Origin of the sequence: Pseudomonas sp. B21-019 (genome assembly GCF_024749225.1) — a bacterium.
In the GTDB taxonomy this organism is placed as follows: Bacteria; Pseudomonadota; Gammaproteobacteria; order Pseudomonadales; family Pseudomonadaceae; genus Aquipseudomonas.
In genome coordinates this window covers 4971609-4991799 of the sequence record NZ_CP087193.1, presented here as the reverse complement: position 1 = coordinate 4991799, position 20191 = coordinate 4971609, and the positions used below count along the sequence as shown (strand labels likewise).

The 20191-nt window shown below is 60.5% G+C and carries 19 protein-coding genes; 7 read left to right on the top strand and 12 right to left on the bottom strand.

Translation table 11 applies throughout. The features are described from left to right. Window positions 1–13 precede the first annotated feature (13 nt). From LOY36_RS22255 to LOY36_RS22225, 7 genes are all read right to left on the bottom strand, one after another. Window positions 14–1132, bottom strand: coding sequence for a succinylglutamate desuccinylase/aspartoacylase family protein (locus LOY36_RS22255; RefSeq protein ID WP_258671013.1), 1119 nt, complete (start codon window positions 1130–1132; stop codon window positions 14–16). Window positions 1133–1144: 12 nt separating this feature from the next. Further along, window positions 1145–1855 carry an ABC transporter permease gene (locus tag LOY36_RS22250; RefSeq protein WP_258671012.1) on the bottom strand — a complete coding sequence of 237 codons (711 nt, stop codon included), beginning with the start codon at window positions 1853–1855 and terminating at the stop codon, window positions 1145–1147. Next, window positions 1852–2580, bottom strand: a complete 729-nt coding sequence (locus LOY36_RS22245; protein ID WP_019647866.1) for an ABC transporter permease — start codon at window positions 2578–2580, stop codon at window positions 1852–1854. Before LOY36_RS22245 ends, LOY36_RS22250 begins: the two co-directional genes overlap by 4 nt. A gap of 56 nt (window positions 2581–2636) precedes the next feature. Further along, complete coding sequence (locus LOY36_RS22240; protein WP_019580963.1) at window positions 2637–3419, bottom strand: transporter substrate-binding domain-containing protein; 783 nt, start codon at window positions 3417–3419, stop codon at window positions 2637–2639. Between the two features lie 396 nt (window positions 3420–3815). Beyond that, window positions 3816–5504, bottom strand: a complete 1689-nt coding sequence (locus tag LOY36_RS22235; RefSeq protein ID WP_258671011.1) for an ATP-dependent DNA ligase — start codon at window positions 5502–5504, stop codon at window positions 3816–3818. Continuing rightward, window positions 5501–6532 (bottom strand): ligase-associated DNA damage response exonuclease, encoded by a 1032-nt coding sequence (locus LOY36_RS22230; RefSeq protein WP_258671009.1) that lies wholly within the window; start codon window positions 6530–6532, stop codon window positions 5501–5503. Before LOY36_RS22230 ends, LOY36_RS22235 begins: the two co-directional genes overlap by 4 nt. Before the next feature lie 161 nt (window positions 6533–6693). Then, the gene (locus LOY36_RS22225) at window positions 6694–9144 is read right to left on the bottom strand and encodes a penicillin acylase family protein (protein ID WP_258671007.1); all 2451 of its coding nucleotides are present in this window, start codon (window positions 9142–9144) and stop codon (window positions 6694–6696) included. Between the two features lie 201 nt (window positions 9145–9345). Here LOY36_RS22225 and LOY36_RS22220 point away from each other — a divergent pair, with 201 nt between their 5' ends. Next, window positions 9346–9903 (top strand): cysteine hydrolase family protein, encoded by a 558-nt coding sequence (locus LOY36_RS22220; protein ID WP_258671006.1) that lies wholly within the window; start codon window positions 9346–9348, stop codon window positions 9901–9903. Between the two features lie 193 nt (window positions 9904–10096). Here LOY36_RS22220 and LOY36_RS22215 read toward each other — a convergent pair whose 3' ends face one another. From LOY36_RS22215 to LOY36_RS22200, 4 genes are all read right to left on the bottom strand, one after another. After that, the gene (locus LOY36_RS22215) at window positions 10097–10306 is read right to left on the bottom strand and encodes an SEC-C metal-binding domain-containing protein (protein WP_007906737.1); all 210 of its coding nucleotides are present in this window, start codon (window positions 10304–10306) and stop codon (window positions 10097–10099) included. A 5-nt stretch (window positions 10307–10311) separates the two neighbouring features. After that, entirely contained in the window at window positions 10312–10800 is a 489-nt protein-coding gene (locus tag LOY36_RS22210; protein WP_064619955.1) for an LEA type 2 family protein, read from the bottom strand. Between the two features lie 88 nt (window positions 10801–10888). Continuing rightward, window positions 10889–11365, bottom strand: coding sequence for a YchJ family protein (locus tag LOY36_RS22205; protein ID WP_018926923.1), 477 nt, complete (start codon window positions 11363–11365; stop codon window positions 10889–10891). A gap of 4 nt (window positions 11366–11369) precedes the next feature. Then, on the bottom strand, window positions 11370–11867 hold the full coding sequence (locus LOY36_RS22200; RefSeq protein ID WP_018926922.1) for a DUF6231 family protein: 498 nt from the start codon (window positions 11865–11867) through the stop codon (window positions 11370–11372). Window positions 11868–12046: 179 nt separating this feature from the next. Between LOY36_RS22200 and LOY36_RS22195 the strand changes: the two genes are divergently transcribed. The 4 genes from LOY36_RS22195 (at window position 12047) to LOY36_RS22180 (ending at window position 14738) form a co-directional block, all read left to right on the top strand. After that, the gene (locus tag LOY36_RS22195; RefSeq protein ID WP_258671004.1) at window positions 12047–12742 is read left to right on the top strand and encodes an OmpA family protein; all 696 of its coding nucleotides are present in this window, start codon (window positions 12047–12049) and stop codon (window positions 12740–12742) included. A 90-nt stretch (window positions 12743–12832) separates the two neighbouring features. Continuing rightward, window positions 12833–13546 (top strand): OmpA family protein, encoded by a 714-nt coding sequence (locus LOY36_RS22190; protein ID WP_258671003.1) that lies wholly within the window; start codon window positions 12833–12835, stop codon window positions 13544–13546. Window positions 13547–13708: 162 nt separating this feature from the next. Beyond that, window positions 13709–13987, top strand: a complete 279-nt coding sequence (locus tag LOY36_RS22185) for a DUF1145 domain-containing protein (protein WP_018926919.1) — start codon at window positions 13709–13711, stop codon at window positions 13985–13987. Beyond that, complete coding sequence (locus LOY36_RS22180; RefSeq protein ID WP_258671001.1) at window positions 13980–14738, top strand: collagen-like protein; 759 nt, start codon at window positions 13980–13982, stop codon at window positions 14736–14738. Before LOY36_RS22185 ends, LOY36_RS22180 begins: the two co-directional genes overlap by 8 nt. Window positions 14739–14901: 163 nt before the next feature. Here LOY36_RS22180 and LOY36_RS22175 read toward each other — a convergent pair whose 3' ends face one another. Further along, window positions 14902–15366, bottom strand: coding sequence for a CopD family protein (locus LOY36_RS22175; RefSeq protein WP_258671000.1), 465 nt, complete (start codon window positions 15364–15366; stop codon window positions 14902–14904). A 98-nt stretch (window positions 15367–15464) separates the two neighbouring features. Here LOY36_RS22175 and dinG point away from each other — a divergent pair, with 98 nt between their 5' ends. After that, entirely contained in the window at window positions 15465–17609 is a 2145-nt protein-coding gene (gene dinG, locus LOY36_RS22170) for an ATP-dependent DNA helicase DinG (protein ID WP_258670998.1), read from the top strand. Window positions 17610–17705: 96 nt separating this feature from the next. Next, on the top strand, window positions 17706–20114 hold the full coding sequence (locus LOY36_RS22165; protein WP_258670996.1) for a beta-galactosidase: 2409 nt from the start codon (window positions 17706–17708) through the stop codon (window positions 20112–20114). Window positions 20115–20191 lie beyond the last annotated feature (77 nt).

Here is a 20191-nt window from a genome sequence, read left to right as displayed (position 1 = left end):
GGGGCATGCATCCTCAAGGCGAAAGTAGGTAGCCGCTGCGATAGGCTTCGGTGCCCGCGACGTGGGCGATTACCATGCCGGCAGTGGCCATGCGCCGCAGCGAACGGGCGTACATCAGCCCGGCGACGGTGCAATGAACAGGGGTGACGCGATCATTGATCGGGTCGATGACTTCGGCGATCAGTTGCCCGGCCTCCAGGTATTCCCCGGGCAGGGCGGTAAACACCAGCAGTCCGCCCACGGGTGTCGCTACCGGCTCGACGCCGGCCAGCGGCGTGGCCGGGTAGGGCAGTTCCGGTAAGGGCGCCGGCTCACCGGCAATCGCGCCGAAGTGAATCAGATAATCGATCAACGCCTGGCAATCGAGGCTGGCCAACGGGTGATTGACGTCGCCCTGGCCGCGTAACTCGACGGTGACCGAAAAGCTGCCCGGCGGAATATCGAAATGCTCGCCGAAGCGTTCTTTCAACTGCCACCAGAGCAGGGTGAAGCATTCATCGAACGACTGGCCACCAGAGTCGGTGGCCAGCAGGCTGGCTTCGGCACCGATGTAACGCGCCAGAGGCTCGACCTGAGGCCAGGCCTCGGGCGTGGTGTAGAGGTGCGCGACGGCTTCGAAATCGCAATGCAGGTCCAGCACCATGTCCGCATCGCAAGCCAGCCGTTGCAGGGTCAGGCGTTGGGATTGCAGTTGCGTGCCGGCGGTCTGGCGCGCCAATACGTTGCGCAGGCTGCTGCGGATCAGTTCGAGGTTGCGTTGTGGATTGTCGCCCAGCAGGCCTTCGATCTCATTGCCGACTTCTTCACTCAAGTCGATGAACCAGCGATTGAAGTTCTGCCCGCTTTCCAGCTCGTAACGGCCCAGTGGAACGTCCATCAACACTTGTTCCAGGCCGACCGGGTTGGCCACGGGCACCAGAACGATTTCGCTGCGCAGCCGGCCGGCGGCTTCCAGCTCCGCCAGACGCTGCTTGAGGTGCCAGGCCACCAGCATGCCGGGTAATTCATCGGCATGCAGGGAGGACTGGATGTAGATCTTGCCTTTGGCCGCCTGGGGGCCGAAGTGAAAGCTGTGGATCTGTCGCACGGTCCCCGGCAGTGGGGCCAGCAGGTCATGAATCTGGTGGCGCATGTACGAATTGTCCTAGTGAGTCGGCCCGAGGAAGGCCAGCCATCGGCGTTCGGCGAGGCGGAACAGGCCGACCAGCGCAAAGGTAACGGTCAGGTAGATCAGCGCGGCGATGCCGAACGACTGGAACGTCAGAAAGGTCGCAGAGTTCGCGTCGCGAGCAACTTTCAGGACATCCGGGATGGTCGCGGTGAACGCTACGGTGGTCGAGTGCAGCATCAGGATCACTTCGTTGCTGTAATAAGGCAACGAGCGACGCAGTGCCGACGGCATGATCACGTAGGCATAGAGCTTCCAGCCTGACAGACCGTAGGCCTTGGCCGCTTCGACTTCACCGTGAGCCAGGCTGCGAATCGCCCCGGCGAAGATTTCCGTGGTGTAGGCGCAGGTGTTCAGGGCGAAGGCCAGGATCGTGCAGTTCATCGCGTCGCGAAAAAACGCATCGAGAACCGGCTGGGCACGCACGGCCGCCAGACTGTAGATGCCGGTGTAGCAAATCAGCAGTTGGATGTAGAGCGGTGTACCCCGGAACAGGTAGACGTAAAACTGCACTGGCCAGCGGATGTAGAACCTGGACGAAACCCTGGCGATGGACAGCGGGATCGACACCAGAAAACCGATGCAGATCGACGCACTGAGCAGCCACATGGTCATGGCCAGGCCGGTGATGTTGTAGCCGTCGGTATAAAGGAAGGGTTTCCAGTATTCCTGCAAGAGTTCGATCATCGTACTGCCTCCCGGGCACCGGCGGCGTAGCGACGTTCGAGCCAGCGCAGGACAACGTTGGAGGCACTGGTGATCAGCAAGTAGATCAATGCGGCCAGCACCAGGAAGTAGAACAGTTGATAGGTGCTTTTACCGGCATCCTGCGCAGCCTTGACCAAGTCGGCGAGGCCGATGATCGAGACCAGCGCGGTGGCCTTGAGCATCACCATCCAGTTGTTGCCGATGCCCGGCAGGGCGAAGCGCATCATTTGCGGGAACACCACGAATCGAAAACGCTGGCCGCGTTTGAGGCCATAGGCGGTGGCGGCTTCGACCTGGCCCCGTGGCACGGCAAGGATCGCCCCGCGGAACGTTTCGGTGAAGTACGCGCCATAAATGAAGCCCAGGGTGATGACCCCGGCGCTGAATGGGTTGATCTCGATGTATTCCCATTCCATGAAGTCGGTAAACGAGGTCAGCCAGGTTTGCAGGCTGTAGAAGATCAGCAGCATCAGCACCAGGTCCGGTACCCCGCGAATCAGCGTGGTGTAGCACTGGGCCGGTATCCGCAGCAGTTTGACTTTTGACAGCTTGGCACTGGCGCCCAGCAGGCCGAGCAACACGGCCACCAACAGCGACATCACCGATAATTTGATGGTCATCCAGGTGCCTTCCATCAGCAACGGACCGAAACCCTGAAGGCTGAAGGCAGAGAGCCCCAAGTGTTGTAATAGGTTTTCGAACATAAATCAGCAACCTGATCGGATGAAAAAAGCGCCCACCGCGAGATGGGCGCCGGGCATTATTTGCCGCTGTACAGATTCAGATCGCCAAAGTGTTTCTTCTGAATGGTGGCGTAGGTGCCATCGTCGTGTAACGCTTTGATACCTTTATCCAGAAGTGCTTTCAGCTCTTTGTTACCTTTCGAGATACCGACTGCTGTTTTGGCCGGCAGCAATTCGCTGTCGACGGGCTTGCTGACTTCGTAATCGGCGCCTTTTGGCGATTTGATGAAGCCAAGTTCAGCTTGCAGCATGTCCTGGATCGCGGCGTCGAGACGACCGGAAGTCAGGTCGGAATACACCTGATCCTGGTTGGCGTAGGCCTGGGTTTTCACGCCGGCCTTGTCCAGCACGGCTTTGGCATAGGCTTCCTGAATGGTGCCTTGCTCATAACCGACGGTTTTGCCCTTCAATGAGGCGACGTCTGCGCTCAGGCCGGAGCCTTTCTTGAACACGTAGGCGGTAGGGCCGGAGAACAGCTCGCTGGAGAAGTCGATGACTTTTTCGCGGGCCGGAGTAACGGTCATCGAAGAGATCACACCGTCGAATTTATTGGCTTTGAGGCCCGGAATCATGCCGTCGAAATCGCTTTCGACCCATTTGCACTTAACCTTCAGCTCGGCACAGATTGCATTGCCCAGGTCGATGTCGAAGCCCACCAGGCTGCCGTCGGCTGCTTTGGACTCGAACGGCGCGTAGGAAGGGTCAACGCCAAAACGCAATTCTTTGTATTCCTTTGCCAGCGCGGAGCCGGCAGCCATGCACAACGCCAGTGCAGAAAGGGTCAGCAATGCTTTTTTCATTATTCAATCCCTAAGAACCAATATGAGCGCTTGTGGCGCAGAAGTACTGTTACTGAAAAGCGTAAGACCTATTAAAAGTAGCAATTTCCGAACCAGAGTCCCGAACAAGCGTTTTAAAAGGTGATACAAGAAATGGCAAAGTTCGATTTGTGCACGAAAACGGGCATTGCCAGATTCTTGCGTCTGGATGGTGCACAGGGAAGCTGATACCCATTAAATCTTGATGCTATTTATGTAGCAGCTGTCGAGCCTGCGAGGCTGCGTTCGGCTGCGCTGCAGTCGAAAAATCAGAACTTGCGGTGAGTCAGGCGGACCGCATCAGCTGGATTCACGACTGCTGCGCAGCCGAACGCAGGCTTCGCCAGCTGCTACAAAGGCAGGGCCACAAGAGTCGGGTCAAGCCAGTAAATCCTGCAACGTCGCCAGGCTGTCAGCTTCTTCCACCGACTTGTCCTGCCGCCAGCGCAATATCCGCGGAAACCGCACCGCAATCCCGCTCGGGTGTCGTTTCGACGGGGCAATGCTCTCGAATCCCAGCTCAAACACCAGGCTCGGTTGCACACGGATCACCGGTCCGGATTTTTCAATCGTGGTCTTGCGTACGATGCTGTCGATCTGGCGGATTTCTTCGTTGGTCAACCCGGAGTAGGCCTTGGCGAAAGGCACCAGTGTCCGCTCGCGGGCATAGGGTGGGCCGTCCCACACGGCGAAAGTGTAATCAGTGTAGAGACTGGCCTGGCGGCCATGACCCTGCTGGGCATGGATCAGCACTGCATCGACACTGAACGGGTCGACTTTCCATTTCCACCACACGCCCGTGTCTTTATTCCGCCCGACGCCATAATGCGCATCGCGGGCCTTGAGCATCATGCCTTCGACCCCCAGTTTGCGAGACGCTTCTCGTTGGCGGGCGAGGTCGAACCAGTCTTCGCCGATCAACATGGGCGAGGCACGTAACACCGGGTTTGCGCAGGCGGTGACGAGGTTTTCCAACTGAGCGCGGCGCACGGCCTGAGTCTGGTTGCGCAAATCCTGGCCCTGCCATTCCAGCAGGTCAAAGGCCTGGAGGACCACGGGCACCTCATGGAGGATTTTCTTGTCCAGCGTGTTACGGCTGCTGCGTTTTTGTAGCAGGGCGAAAGGCGCCACCGCCAGCGATGTTGGCGATTGCCGGTCAGAAGCGTTCCCAGAGCCCGAGGGCGCGGTTTTCCAGGCGACGATTTCACCGTCGAGCACCGTGCCGTCGGGCAAGTCGTGAACCAGGCTGCCCAGTTCGGGGAACCGTTCGGTTACCAGTTCTTCGCCTCGCGACCAGACCCACAAGTGCCCATCGCGCTTGACCACCTGGGCGCGGATGCCGTCCCATTTCCACTCCGCTTGCCATTGGCTGGCCGGGCCGAGCAGGACTTCGAACTGCTCAACCGGTTGCGACAACGCATGGGCAAGGAAAAACGGGTAGGGCTGGCCATCCCGTTGGGCGTGTTCATCGGGTGCTTCGGGGGCAATCAGCTTCAGGTAACTGGCGGCGTTCGGGCGGTGCGACGGGGCGGTGTAACCCACCAGCCGCTGGGCCACGTGTTTGCCGTCGAGCCCGGCCATAGCTGCCACGGCGCGGGTGACCAGCGATTTGGAGACACCGACACGGAAACTGCCGGTGATCAGTTTGATGCACAGCATCAGGCCCTGGCGATCCAGTTGCGCCCACAGCGCGGGCAGACGTTCGGCGAGGATCCGCGGGGGCGCGCTGCGCAGCGGCAACAGTTTGTCTTCAATCCACACCGTCAGTCTGTCGGTAGACGTGTGAGGCGTTTCGGGCAGCACCAGCGAAATGGTTTCCGCCAGATCACCCACCGCCTGGTAGCTTTCCTCGAACAACCAGGGCGAGAGCCCGGAACACGCGATTGCCATGTCGCGCAGCACCCGTACCGGCACCCATTGCCGAGACCTCCCGCCGGCCAGCAAATACACCGCCCAGGCGGCATCTTCGGGCGTGGCCTGGGCAAAGTAATGCTGCATCGCCGCCAGTTTGGCGTTGCTTGAGGTGGTGGCATCGAGTTCGGCATACAGCTCGGCGAAGGCTTTCATGCCTGCACCTCGGCGCTCTCGGGTTCGAAGGCTGCATTGTTCTCATCGTCGCCGTATTCGGTGCGCAATCCCATGGCATCGAGGCCCTGTTCACGCAGATGCCGCACCAGCACTCCGATCGATCCATGGGTGACCTTCACCTGCTCGGCTCCGGACTGTTCGATGGCCCAGAGCAGGCCGGGCCAATCGGCGTGATCGGACAGCACGAAACCACGATCCACGCCATGCCGCCGCTGCGTGCCGCGCAAACGCATCCAACCGCTGGCGAGGGCATCGCTGTAGTCGCCGAAGCGCCGTACCCAATTGCTGGTACCCGTTGCAGGCGGCGCGAGGACCAGAGCTTTGCGTATCATCGGATCCTGCTTTTTTACTTCGCTGGCATAAATCGTTGGCGGTAAATGAATGCCGCTCTGACGATAAAACTGATTGATCGGTTCAACCGCGCCATGCACCAGGATCGGACCCAGGCTGGTATCGAGGCCATGAAGAATCCGCTGAGCCTTGCCGAAGGCATGGCAGAGCAGCACGCTGGTTTTATCGACTGCGGCGTTGGCCCGCCACCACTGATTGATCTCGGCAAGGATCTGCGCCTGGGGTTGCCAGCGGTAAATCGGCAGGCCGAACGTCGATTCTGTGATGAAGGTGTGACAGCGCACCGGTTCGAACGGTGTACAGGTGCCGTCGGGCTCTGTTTTGTAATCACCGGAGGCGACCCAGACCTCACCGCCGCATTCCAACCGCACCTGGGCTGAGCCGAGCATGTGGCCTGCGGGGTGAAAACTCAGTTTTACGCCATGGTGCAGCAATTGCTCGCCATAAGGCAGCGTTTGCAGGTTGATGTGCTGGCCCAGCTGCGCGCGCAGAATGCCCGCACCCGGGGCCGCAGCCAGATAATGTTGATTACCACGGCGAGCATGGTCGCTATGAGCGTGGGTGATGACTGAACGTTCGACGGGGCGCCACGGGTCGATATAGAAATCCCCGGGCGGGCAGTACAAACCTTCAGGACGTGCGATAACAAGGTCCATATTGTTACCAGAATGGAGAGGCCTGTTAGCTAGGAGGTTTGCCCGAAACGAGAAGTTCTATTTATTTTTACAGAGATTAAAAACAAAAGATCGCAGCCTGCGGCAGCGCTTACAGATGGGGGCGAATGCCCTGTAGGCGCTGCCGCAGGCTGCGATCTTTGTTACTTGCCAGGCGTCAGCGTCAACCGCGTCTTGCCATACACCTTGTCAAAGTTCTGCGGCTGCATCGGCAAGCTCATGTATTGACCCTTGAGCCATGGATCGACGCTGTCGAGATAGTGCGGGCTGGCCGGGTTGCCGGATTGGCCGGTAGCGTTCTGACCCATCAGCGGTTCGGCCTGGCCGAAATCGACAATAAAGCGCATGGCCGGGGCCTGCGTGGTGTTGAAGTCCTGACCCCAGGCGAACGAGGCGGTGTTGAGCGTGGTGTGATCGCCGCCGGCCGCCAGCGGGCCGCGCACGGTCTGGCCGCTGGCGTTTTTCCACTCGTAGCGGTGCAGTTTGCCCCACTGCCAGGCTTTGTGATCGCCGCCCAACTGGCTGTCACCCGCGCTGATCGCCGCCGCCAGGCTACGGGCCAGGATCGCCGGTTTGTCTTCTTTCTGTGTGGTGCGCACGTCATCCCAGAACGGACTGTCCTCACGCCCAAGCAGGTGATCGGCCTGGGCGGCGTAGGATAATTTGCCGTTGGCGATAAAGGCTTTCCACGCCGGGCTGCTTTCCGGGCCCAGTTCGTCGAGGAAAATCTGTTTGGTGCTTTCCTGCAGGAACAACTCGTAAATCGCCGCGTCGGCGGAAGTCGGGCTGAGTTTGCCGTCGAAGGCCATCAAGCGGGTATACGCCTCGCGAGCCTTGCCGCGATCGGCCACCGGCAACGCTTCGATGGCCTGTTTGAGCGGCTGGGACATGCCCGGCGCTTCAAACATCTTCTTCAGTTTGGCGGCGAAAGTGGTGGTCTGGTCGTATTGCATGGCGATCAGGCTGCGGGTGTCGTGTTTGCCCACGCCCGCCAGTTCGGCCATGCGTTCGCCACGCTCCGGCGCCGCCCAGGAATTGGACAGCTGCATGCCGTAGCCATGGGGAATGACCCGCTGGTTGGCGGTGCCGAGCCAGCCCTGCGCCGGGTCCTGGTCATACGGATGGAGCATCGGGTCGGCGTAACCGTCCCAGTCGTAGCGACCTTCCCAGCCCGGCGACGGCAGCAAGCCTTCGCCTTCGCGACGATTCGGGTAGCGACCGGTGACTTGCCAGCCGATATTGCTGGCATCGGCAAACACCAGATTCAGGGCGATGGCGCGGATTTCACGGCTGGCGTCCGATGCTCTCTCGGTGCTTTGTGCCCGGGACAGGTCGAAAAACGCATCCAGGGTTTTGTCGTCAGTGAAGTCCGGCGCTTGCAGGGCCAGGCCGAAACCATTCGCCAGCGCCATGCCTTGGGCGCTGTTGAGCAGTGGCCCGTGGCGGGTTTCGTACACGGCTTCGCGAATCGGCCGCTGGCCTTTGACGAAATAGGTTTCGTTGCGCACGATCGCCGGCTGCCATTTGCCGCCCACTTCGTAGGAAAGGCCATTGCCCTGGCGTTTGATTTTTTCCAGGAACACGTCCTGGTTGTCGCCCATGACCGTGGTCATGCTCCACGCCACTTTGCCGTTGAAACCAGCGAGCACCATCGGTAACCCGGCAATGGTTATGCCGGAGGCCTGGTATTTCGGCGCGCGAATCTGCACGTAACTGAACAACGACGGGACGCCCAGCGGTCCGTGGCTGTCGCTGGCCAGCAGGCTCTTACCGCTGCGGCTGCGTTGCGGGGCGATCGCCCAGTTGTTCGAGGAGGTAGCGCCCAGCAGATTCAGATCCGACAGTTGACCAGTGGCTTTGCTGATTTCGCTCAGCCCCGGGATTTGCCCGGTGAGTTTGATGCCCTGAAGTTTTTCAGCTTCAGCCACCGGCAGTTTTTCGTCGGGAGCGGACGGGGTCAGCCACGCCAGTTTGTCGGTGCTGACGGTCTGGGCCAGCATCAGCGAGGAAATTTCTTCCGGCAGGTTCGCCGATTGGCTGAAGTTCAGCAGGCAGAACATCAGCGCCGAATCTTCCGGTTTCCAGTACTCAGGCTTGTAGCCGGTGGCCGCGAGGTCCGCCGGCAGCTTGTCGCGGTAGCGGAACAGATAGGCGTTGACCCCGCGGGCATAGACTTCGAAGAAACGCTTGAGGCGTGGCGACGAGGCCTTATACAGCTCATCCGCGCTTTTCTTCAGGTTGACCGCACGCATGTAGCGGTCGGCATCGAGCAGGTCCGCGCCGGACATCTCCGCCAGTCGGCCCTGGGCCAGCAGGCGCAGAGTGACCATTTGGCTGATGCGGTCGCTGGCGTGCACGTAGCCGAGGGTGAACAGCGCATCGTGGAAGCTGTTGCTCTCGATCAGCGGCATGCCCATGGCATTGCGGCGGACTGAAACGTTTTGCGCCAGGCCCTTCAGCGCTTGCACGCCAGAGGTGGGCGGGAGGGTGTCCTGGGCATTCCAGGTCTGACAACCGGTCAGGCTCAAAACACCGGCCACTGCTGCGGCAACGCCGAACCGGGGAAGAAAATGTGTAAGGGCTGGCGAGGCCATGGCAAAGCTCCTGCGGGGGTAGTGACGCGACGAAGGCGCTACGTTAGTGAGCAGGAGGTGGACGCGCAAGCGGCGGCTGGGTTATTTCTTTTCGGTGATCGCCGGCATCAGGTTGTCCTGTTTGCGTTTGATGGCTTGCCGGTAGCAAGAGGCGATGCTGAAGTGCGGCAAATTCAATAGCCTCGCATGGGAAAAGTCGGCATGGAACTTAAGACAAACGCGGCGCTGATCATCATCGATCAACAAAAAGGCATCCTGCATCCCAAGTTGGGCCGTCGAAACAACCCTCAGGCCGAAGAGCGCATCCTGGAGTTATTGGGGCATTGGCGTCGCACCGGGCGGCCGGTGATTCATGTGCAGCACCTGTCCCGCTCTGTGGATTCGGTGTTCTGGCCGCAGCAATCGGGGGTGGAGTTTCAGGAGCGCTTCCAGCCATCGATCGGTGAGTGGCTGATACAGAAACAAGTGCCGGATGCGTTTTGCTCGACCGGGCTGGAAGCGAGTTTGCGCGAGGCGGGGATCGATCAGTTGATCATCGTTGGCGTGGCGACGCACAACTCGGTGGAATCCACGGCGCGAACGGCTGGGAATCTGGGGTTTGAGGCGTGGGTTGTGGAGGATGCGTGCTTTACCTTCGACAAGGCGGACTTTTTCGGCAATGCCCATTCAGCTGAAGAAGTGCATGCGATGTCGCTGGGGAATCTGCATGGGGAATATGCGACGGTCGTTAGCGCCGCGAGCATTCTCATGATCGACTGAAACCTTGAACTGACCCCAAAATTAGGATTGGTGTCCAACTTTTGGGGTGCAGATCAACTTGTAGGAGCGAGGCTTGCCCGCGAAGAACGATGACGCGGTTTTTCTGATTGATCGTGGCGCCCTTTTCGCGGGCAAGCCTCGCTCCTACAGGGATTGGCGATTCAACAGGCGAAGAAGTTATTCGCCCGAATCCTCAAGCCCCGTGGCACTTCTTGAATTTCTTGCCGTTGCCGCAGGGGCAAGGGTCGTTGCGACCGACGTCTTTCAGGGCGTTGCGCACCGGTTCCTGGTGGGCGTGGCCGCAGTTTGGGCCGTGGACATGGCCATGGTCGTGATCATGGTGGTCGTGATGGTCATGATCGTGGTTGCAGTCAGGGCCATGGACGTGGGGTTGCTGGGTCATCGGGGTCACTCCGGAATTAAATCGGCGGCGATTATCACGCCATTGCGCGCCAGGTGCACGTAGTGCGCGATGAATAAACCGGTTTCAAGTGTGCCTTCCAGACGATAGGGAATCGGTTGCTCGGGTTTTTTCAGCAGTTTCACCACATCCCGAACCCTGGGCCACAGGTTGGTTCGGATCGGCACCTTGAAGTAGGCACTGTGCTTGGGGCCGACGGTGAACCAATGTTCGTGCTCGCCTTCGGTCAGCAGGACGTCCCCCAGATGAATGCGATATTCCAGGGCGCGCACCGTCAGGTCTTCGTCATTGGGGTTGTCGACGCGAAAATGCAGCAGGAATTTCTGCTCCAGCAACTTGGCCCGGACCACCTCGACCTTGACCAGATGCACTTGCGGGTCTGGCAAGTCGTTGCTGAACCATGAGGCGCAGCCGCCGACTCCTGAAAACAGAAGCAGCAAAGTGAACAGATAGAGCGCGAATCGTCCAGTGATCATGGTCGTGTTTCTCCCTTTGTAGCAGCTGCCTCGCTGTAGCAGTTGCTACGGCCGAACGCAGCTTTCGGCAGCTGCTACAGGGGGCACCTCAAGCGCCGAAATAACTCGCGCAGCACTTCTTGAACTTCTGCCCGCTGGCGCACGGGCACGCATCGTTGCGCCCGGCCTTGAGCGGCACCGTAGGGTCGATGAAGTACCAGCGGCCGGCGTTCTGCACGAATGACGAACGTTCGCGGTGGCTGTGTTCGCCGCTGCCGTCGTGCCAGCGAGCGGTGAAGGTGACGAAGGCGTGCTCCGGCTGGCCGCCGAAGACCTCGGCGCCTTCCACTTCCAGGCCCAGCCAGGTGCTCTGAGCGCTCCAGTCGCTGATCGACTGGCGATCCAGGCCGGCCTGTTGCGCGGGCAGGGTGGTCGCTACCAGATAATCGACCAGCCCCAGCACATAGGCGCTGTAGCGCGAACGCATCAGGACTTCGGCGCTGGGGGCCGGATGGCCGGCATGGTAATGACCGCAGCAGGCATCGAGCAGCGTGCCGCTGCCGCAAGGGCAAATGGATGTACTCATTGCGTTACCACCAGTATTTCCCGAAGTTTTCCGGATTGGCCCAGAAGCGTGAGTTGAGCCAGTCGGGTACCTGTTTGTAGTCAAGCAGATCGTAGGTAAACAACGTCAACACTTGATCGTCGCGCTGGAAGCGTTCGCTGGCTTGCAGGGCCAGGGAGAAAAAATCCGTCTCCTGCCAACCGCTGGCGGGCAAGTCGGCCAACACCGCAATGCGACTGGCATTGAGGTTGCGTATCCCGCCGAGCAGATTCAGGCCGTCGCGCTTGGGCAAGTGTTCGAGGCAATCGACCACCAGCGCCAGATCAAACCGCTGCGCCGCCAGTTCGGCCGGCAATGCTCCGGGTGCGGCAAAAGCCACGATGCTATCCGGGTGCGCGAGTTTGAATGCCTCGAGCGCGGGGAACTCACTGGCGCCAATCAGCAACAGACGCGTCGGGGCGTAACGATCAAGCAATGCGGCCAACGCCTGCTGGGGCGTGCGCGAAGAAATACTTGCAGTCATCGAAGATCCTCAATCAGAACGCCAAGATTAACGTGTCTTGTCGAGCGTGTTTAAGCAAAAAGCGCCGATCTTCCGTGAACATAAGGCAAAACAGCAATGGCCTATTGCTGGCGGAGATTAAAAGTCCGGTCTTTACTCCTTGAAATCGGTTATTAGCCGATCCCTCAGGAGAAAACTAGATGAGCATAGTTCGGACAGCATTACCTTTGGTTCTGCTAACCAGTGTGTTGACTGGTTGCGCAGGTTTGCAGAAAACCGACTGGCCGACCTGTGCTGCGGTCGGTGGTGTCGTCGGTGCAGGGCTCGGTGCGACAGAGAGCTCTTCATGGGCGGGGTATGGCGCACTGCTGGTCGGCGGCACGGCAGCGGCTTATTGCTGGGTGCATGGCGATGGCGACGAAGACGGCGATGGCGTGCCGGATAGCCGCGACAAGTGCCCGCACACACCGAGAGGCGTGCGAGTCGATGCCGACGGCTGCCCTCCACCCGCGCCTGCGCCGGTGGTCGAAGAGAAGGCGGTGGTCAAGGAAGAAGTCATCGTTATCCGTGATGTTCACTTCCAGTTCGACTCGTCCAAGCTCACCCCTTCCGATAAAGAGGTACTCAACACCGTCGCCACGCGTCTGAAACAGGAATCCGCCAGCGCCCGGTTGACCGTGACCGGTCATACCGACAGCGTCGGCAGCGATAAATACAACCAGAAACTGTCGGACAAACGCGCCCATTCGGTGGTGGAGTACCTGATTTCCCAAGGCGTGCCACGCAGCAGTTTCGTGTCTGTGACCGGTGCAGGTGAAAGCCAGCCTGTGGCCGATAACAAAACCGCTGAAGGCCGTGCGCTGAATCGGCGTACGGAAATCAAAATCGACCGCTAACCCCCTTGTATTCCGCGGCTTGTGCAGTCGCGGATGCGGGTCTTTACTCCTGTGTGACCGGTATGGGCCGGTGACACAGGAGCATTCACAATGAGCGTTCTCACAAGGACCGTCTTGCCGGTTCTACTGCTTGGCAGTCTTCTGACCGGCTGCGCGACTCACAGCGATGGCACCGCCCCCTTGAATCAACGTACCTGGCCGATCTGCAGTGTCATTGGCGGACTGGTTGGCGGCGGTCTGGGCGCGATCGAAAGTGGCGGTTGGGCGGCAGGTGGAGCGGCGCTCGGTATCTTGACCGGTGGCTTGGTCTGTTACGCCCAGGATGGCGACGAGGACGGTGACGGTGTTTTCGATCGGCGCGATCGTTGCCCCGATACGCCTGCCAATACACCTGTCGATCATCGCGGTTGCCCGCTACCGCAATATCCGGCCAGCGTAAAACCTGCTGAACCGCCGGTATCCGAAGTCATCACGCTGAGCAGTAATGTGTTGTTCGCGTACAACAAATCCGACCTGACGCCCGAGGCACGCAGCGAGCTGGATTCGTTGATGCCCAAATTGCAGAGTGCCGATGTGGTGAGCGTCAAGGTCGTCGGCCATACCGACAGTCAGGGTTCGGACGCCTATAACCAGAAACTGTCGGAACGTCGTGCCAGCAGCGTGGCGGCCTACCTGTTGAGCCGGGGGCTGGCGCCGAACAAACTCACCAGCGAAGGACGGGGTGAAACCCAGCCGGTGGCTGACAATGATACGGAAGAAGGGCGGGCAAAAAACCGTCGTGTGGAGTTGCACATCAATCGCTAGGCTCCGTGATCAAGAGGCCCGTGATAGAGCCGTCGGATGATCGTCAAGGTTGATCCGGCGGCCATTCGATGCCTTTCGGAAGAATTTTCCGTTGCCCTCTGGCTTATCCCGCGTGTAAGCCGTTACTGTGCGTGCAAATAATAATTCTCGACGGGGGAGCGTATGAAGGTGTTTTGGGGGCTGGGGAAGTTGTTGACCCTGCTGTTCTGGTTGGTGGTGCTGGTCAATCTGCTCATACCGTTTGTTCGTCCACTGCACCTGTTGGTCGATCTGGCTGGCAGCCTGTTGGCGCTGGCTCATCTTCTGGAGCTGGTGTTCTGCAATCGCAGCCTCAAAGGTCGAGCCCACCCCTGGCGTGATCGCCTGAAAATTGTCTTTTTCGGCGTTTTCCACCTGCAAACCATTCCGGCCCCTGCCACTGCGAAGGCTTCCCATGCGTAAACTCTGTCTGCTCGCCGCACTCATCAGCCCATTGGCCTGCGCTCAGGTGGTGAGTGTTGAAACCAACTCGCTGATGCGTTTGCCCAACACCGCCAGTTCCCTGCAACTGGAACGACTGGAAGTCGCCGATTACGGCACCTTGCTGATTCCCTCGAACGTGACCGAAGTGACGGTCGGCGAGCTGCACCTGGGACGCGAAGCGCGGATCGCCATTGTGCCGAGCGAACAGGCTCTGGCGTTGAAGGTCAGCCGGGCCGAATTGGCTGAAGGCAGCCAGATCACCGCGCGGGGCGCCCCCGGGACTTATCTCAAGGCTGCCCGCTCCGGGCGCAATCTGAATTTGCAGATCAAAGCGCTGAAAGCGCCGCAATTGTTGGTAGACGCTCGCGGTGGCGCGGGTGCCCCGGGTTTTGTCGGCCTCGACGGGGCCAACGGTCAAGCACCGGGTTGCACCTGGGGTCAGGCCGGTCACGGTTTTGATGGCAGTGACGGCAGCGACGGCCAGCCTGGTGCGCCGGGGGCGCTGGTTCGGCTGGAAGTGCCGCGTGACTATCCGGCGGAGCAGATCAAGGTCGAGGTGGCGGGCGGAGTCGGTGGCGCGGCCGGACCGGGTGGCAAACCGGGGGCGGGCGGCAAGGCCAAGGGCTGCATTGTCTATAAAGCCGATGGCGGCAAGAACGGTCGCCCCGGTGTCGACGGCCAGCCAGGGCCTGCTGGAGCGGCAGGTTCGGTGAGCATTCAGCGGTTGTAAGAGCGACCGAGAACCCCTGTGGCGAGGGAGCTTGCTCCCGCTGGGTCGCGAAGCGGCCCCAAAGCCGGCGACTCTGTTCTTTCAGAACGTGCGCAGTGATCGATTACGACTGCTGCGCAGCCGAGCGGGAGCAAGCTCCCTCGCCACAGAGACTATGCATTGCTCAGAACATCGGCCGAGCCGCAGCAATCGCCACCAGCGCCAACCCGACCATCAGGTTAATCCCCACCAACCGGCGAATCTTGCCCAGCGTCGCCGCGCCCGTCGGCCAATCCTGAGCCGTTACCGCCGTGCGCAGTTCCGGCAGCAGCAACGCCTGAATCCGGATAAACAACGCGGTCATCACCACATACAATCCCATCATCACCTGCACATACCGCGGCGCCGCTTCGAACCCGGCGAACTGCAAATGAATCATGCCCACACCGCTGATCGGCAAAAGCACCACCGCGACCCAGACCCAGCGGAAAAAACCTTGAAACACTTCTACCCACAGCTTCAACCGGGCAGGGCCTTCCAGCGCCTTCATCGCCGCGGGGCGCAGGACCATCCAGGCGAAAAACATGCCGCCGACCCATACCAGGGCGGACAGGACATGCAGGGTATAAACGATGCCAAAAGGTGTCATTGGGGTACTCCGTTCTGCGCGGGATTAATTAGCGGGGTATGATAGCGGCCGATCCCAACTACTGAAAATTTATCCAGCGTTTTTGCGCCCGACAATCCATGATCAGCACCGAACTAAAAACCACGATCCAGGGCGCCTACTCGCGTTTTCTCGAAGCCAAGAGCCTCAAGCCGCGCTACGGCCAACGCCTGATGATCGCCGAAATCGCCAAAGTCCTCGGTGACATCGACACCGACGACGAAGGCCGGCGCAGTGGCGACCCCGCGATTGTCGCGGTGGAAGCCGGCACCGGTACCGGCAAAACCGTGGCCTACAGCCTGGCGGCGATCCCCGCTGCCAAGGCCGCCGGCAAGCGTCTGGTGATCGCCACGGCCACGGTGGCCCTGCAAGAGCAGATCGTCTACAAGGATTTGCCCGACCTGATGCGCAACAGCGGGTTGAATTTCAGCTTCGCCCTGGCCAAGGGCCGGGGGCGCTACATGTGCCTGTCCAAGCTCGACATGTTGCTCCAGGAAGGTCACGCGCAAACCGCCACCGCGCAGCTGTTCGAAGAAGAAGGCTTCAAGATCGAGGTCGATGAGGCCAGTCAGAAGCTGTTCACCAGCATGATCGAGAAGCTCGCCGGCAATAAGTGGGACGGCGACCGCGACAGTTGGTCCACCGCGCTCGAAGACGCCGACTGGGCGCGCCTGACCACCGATCACAGCCAGTGCACCAACCGTCATTGCCCGAACTTCGGCCAGTGTGCCTTCTACAAGGCCCGCGAAGGCATGGGCAAGGTCGATGTGATCGTCACCAACCACGACATGGTCCTGGCCGACCTGGCCCTGGGCGGCGGCGCGGTTCTGCCGGACCCGCGCGATACGATCTACGTGTTCGACGAAGGCCATCACCTGCCGGACAAGGCCATCGGCCACTTCGCCCATTACACACGTCTGCGCTCCACCGCCGACTGGCTGGAGAGCACCGCCAAGAACCTCACCAAATTGCTCGCCCAACACCCGCTGCCGGGGGATCTGGGCAAGTTGATCGAGCAAGTGCCGGAACTGGCCCGGGAGATCAAGACCCAGCAGCAGTTCATGTTCAGTGCCTGTGAGCAGGTTGCCGACTTCAAGCCCGGCGAAGACGTCGAAGGTCGCGAGCGACCGCGTCACCGCTTCGTCGGCGGGGTGATTCCCGAACACATGCGCGAAATGGGCATCGAGCTGAAAAAGGGCTTCGCCCGGCTGACCGATCTGTTCACCCGGCTCACCGAACTGCTCAAGGAAGGCATGGACGGCGAGGTCAACATTGGCATCGCCAGCAACCAGGCCGAAGAGTGGTATCCGCTGTTCGGTAGCCTGCTGTCGCGTTCTTCGGGCAACTGGGAGTTGTGGACCGCCTTCACCGTCGAAGACCCGGAAGACAACCCGCCCATGGCCCGTTGGCTGACGCTGGCCGAAAGCGGTTCGCTGTTCGACATCGAGGTCAATGCCAGCCCGATCCTCGCGGCGGAAATGCTCCGGCGCAACCTGTGGAACGTGGCTTACGGGGCGCTGGTGACCTCGGCGACCCTGACCGCTCTCGGCACCTTCGACCGTTTCCGCATGCGCGCCGGCCTGCCTAAAACCGCCGTGACCGCAGTGGTCCCGAGCCCGTTCCATCATGCCGACGCCGGTGTGCTGCGGGTGCCGGACCTGAAAGCCGACCCGCGCGATGCACCAGCTCATACGGCGGCGATCATTCGCGACTTGCCGGAACTGGTCGAGGGCTCCCGTGGCACTCTGGTGCTGTTCTCCTCGCGTAAACAGATGCAGGACGTGTTCGACGGGCTGGATCGCGACTGGCGCAAGCAAGTGTTCATTCAAGGCAACCTGTCGAAGCAGGAAACCCTGAACAAGCACAAGGCTCGGGTCGATGGCGGGGATTCCAGCGTGCTGTTCGGCCTGGCGAGTTTTGCCGAAGGTGTGGATTTGCCCGGCGCCTACTGCGAACACGTGGTGATCGCCAAGATTCCATTCTCGGTGCCTGACGATCCGGTCGAAGCCGCGCTGGCTGAGTGGATCGAGGCTCGCGGCGGCAATCCGTTCATGGAAATCTCCGTGCCGGACGCCTCGCTGAAACTGGTCCAGGCCTGCGGTCGCCTGCTGCGAACCGAAGAAGACCGCGGCACCATCACCTTGCTTGACCGTCGTTTGGTCACGCAGCGCTACGGCAAAGCTATTCTCAATGCGTTGCCGCCATTTCGTCGTGAAATTTCCTGATGCGCCGGTGGGCAAATTTGCCCACCGCGTTGTCTACCTCACTGCCACTGCCTTTCCACTGGCCCATTGATGGTCGTTAGGGAGAACCACGTTCTTATGATTCGCCGTTCGTTGCCCGCTGTTTTTGCCTTGATGTTCGCAGCCCCTTTGCTGGCGGCCCCTGCCGGCCAGCAGACGCTGTTCAACTTTGTGCGTCCCGCCGACGTGGTTCAGGTGGCGACCCAGGACGCCAGCCTGCCGCAATCCAATGCGGAGCAAACGGCCGAAGGCGAAGTGTTGCGTCGCGTGACCTTCAACCCGGCTGCCCAGCCTACCTTGCGCCTGACACCACAGACCGGTGCCTGGGATTGGTCGCAGTCGGGCGTCATGAGCCTGCGGATCCAGAGCGCGATGAACTGGGCCGTGACCCTGTACGTGAAAATCCAGAGTAACGACGGCAAGACGCTGGTCAGCCGTGTCGATCTGCCGGCCGGCCCGGCGCAGACCTTGTTGGTACCGCTGCAGCCGAGTTCACCGCTGAGCCAGGGTATGAAAGCCGGCCCACCGATGCCGATCAATTTCGAAGGGCAGCGTGTATTGCTGGCCAGCAGTACCGGTGAGCTGGACCGCAGCCAGGTGGTGTCGGTGACCTTGTCGATGGATCAGCCGAAAGTCGCCCAAAGCATTCTGCTTGAGCGCTTCGGCGTGCAGGACGGCGAGGCCGTGACCAAAGCCGCTTATGGCGGTCTGGTGGACGCTTATGGCCAATCGACCCGGGCCAAATGGCCAGAGAAGATCAGCAGCGATGAACAACTGAAATCCGCCGCCGCCAAAGAACAGCAACAGCTGAAAACCTGGCTGGCCGAGCGTGAGAAGGCATCCCTGGACAAGTTCGGCGGCTTGAATAAAGGCCCGGTGTTCAAGGCCAGCGGCTTTTTCCGCACCGAAAAGCGTGATGGTCGCTGGTACCTGGTGACTCCAGAGGGGCATCCGTTCTATTCCCTCGGCGTCAACACCGTGACCCCGAGCGTCAACCAGACTTACGTCGCCGGGCGCGAGTGGATGTTCGAGTCCCTGCCCAAACCCGACGAAGCCTTGGCCAGCCACTATGGCGAAGGCGACAACCGTGGCGGCAATGGTGTTGATCAGGGCCGAGCCTACAACGCCGGTCGTTGGTACGATTTTTATGGCGCCAACCTGCAACGTCTGTATGGCGACCCTTGCGCGCCGGGCAGCGACACCAAGGCTGGTGTTGCCGAAGCAGCCAAGGCCGATGCGGTTGAGGCGACGGTCGATAAGGCCGCCGTCGAACCCTGCAAAGTGGCTTTCAACGAACAACGCTGGGCCAGTCATACCCTCGATCGCCTGCAAGCCTGGGGTTTCAACACCCTAGGCAACTGGAGCGCACCGGTGTTGGGTAACGCTGACCGTGTGCCGTACACCTTGCCGCTGTCGATCGTCGGTGATTACGCCAGCATCAGCACTGGCACCGATTGGTGGGGCGGCATGCCTGACCCGTTCGATCCACGTTTCGCCATGGCCACCGAACGCGCCGTGGCCATCGCCGCCCGCGACCATCGCGACGATCCGTGGCTGATCGGTTACTTCGCCGACAACGAGCTGGCCTGGGCCGGTCCCGGCAATGACCCGAAGGCCCGCTATGCGCTGGCCTACGGCACCTTGAAAATGACCACCGACGTGCCGGCCAAACGCGCCTTCCTCAAGCAACTGCGCGACAAGTACCGCAACCAGGCGGGGTTGTCGAAAGCCTGGGGCATTGATCTGCCGGCCTGGGAGTTGATGGAAGACCCAGGCTTCGTGCCGCCGGAGCCGAGCGCCGAACACCCGGAAATCGAAGCCGACTTCAAATACTTCCAGAAGGTCTTCGCCGACACCTACTTCAAGACCGTTTCCGATTCGCTCAAATGGCACGCGCCGAACCAGTTGTTGCTGGGTGGTCGCTTTGCCGTCAGTTCCCCGGAGGCAGTCGAGTCCTGTGCACAATACTGCGACGTGTTGAGCTTCAACATGTACACCCTGCAACCCCAGGACGGTTACGACTTCGCCAAACTGCGCAGTCTGGACAAACCGGTGCTGATCACCGAATTCAACTTCGGCTCGACAGATCGTGGCCCGTTCTGGGGGGGCGTGACGCAATTGGCGAAGGAGGAAGACCGCGGCACGGCTTACGCTCACTTCCTCAAACAAGCGATGAGCGAACCGTCGATTGTCGGGGTGCACTGGTTCCAGTACCTCGACCAGCCGGTGACCGGTCGTCTGCTGGATGGCGAGAACGGGCACTTCGGTCTGGTGGGCATTACTGATTTGCCGTTCCAGGGCTTTGTCGACAGTGTGCGTAAAAGCAATGTGCAGATCATCGATCAGCTTGGCAAAGAGGCGGAGAAGGCCAGCGCTGAAGCGGATAAAGCCAGTCACGATGTCGAGGGCGGCAGGAAAGGCGAGGCAGGCAAAGGCCCGGGCAAGGGCGCTGGGCATGCGGGTGGGCATTCTGCTAATGGCCATTGATTCCTGATCGACCTGTGGCGAGGGGGCTTGCCCCCGTTGGGCCGCGAAGCGGCCCCCATGCTTACAGATGCACCGCG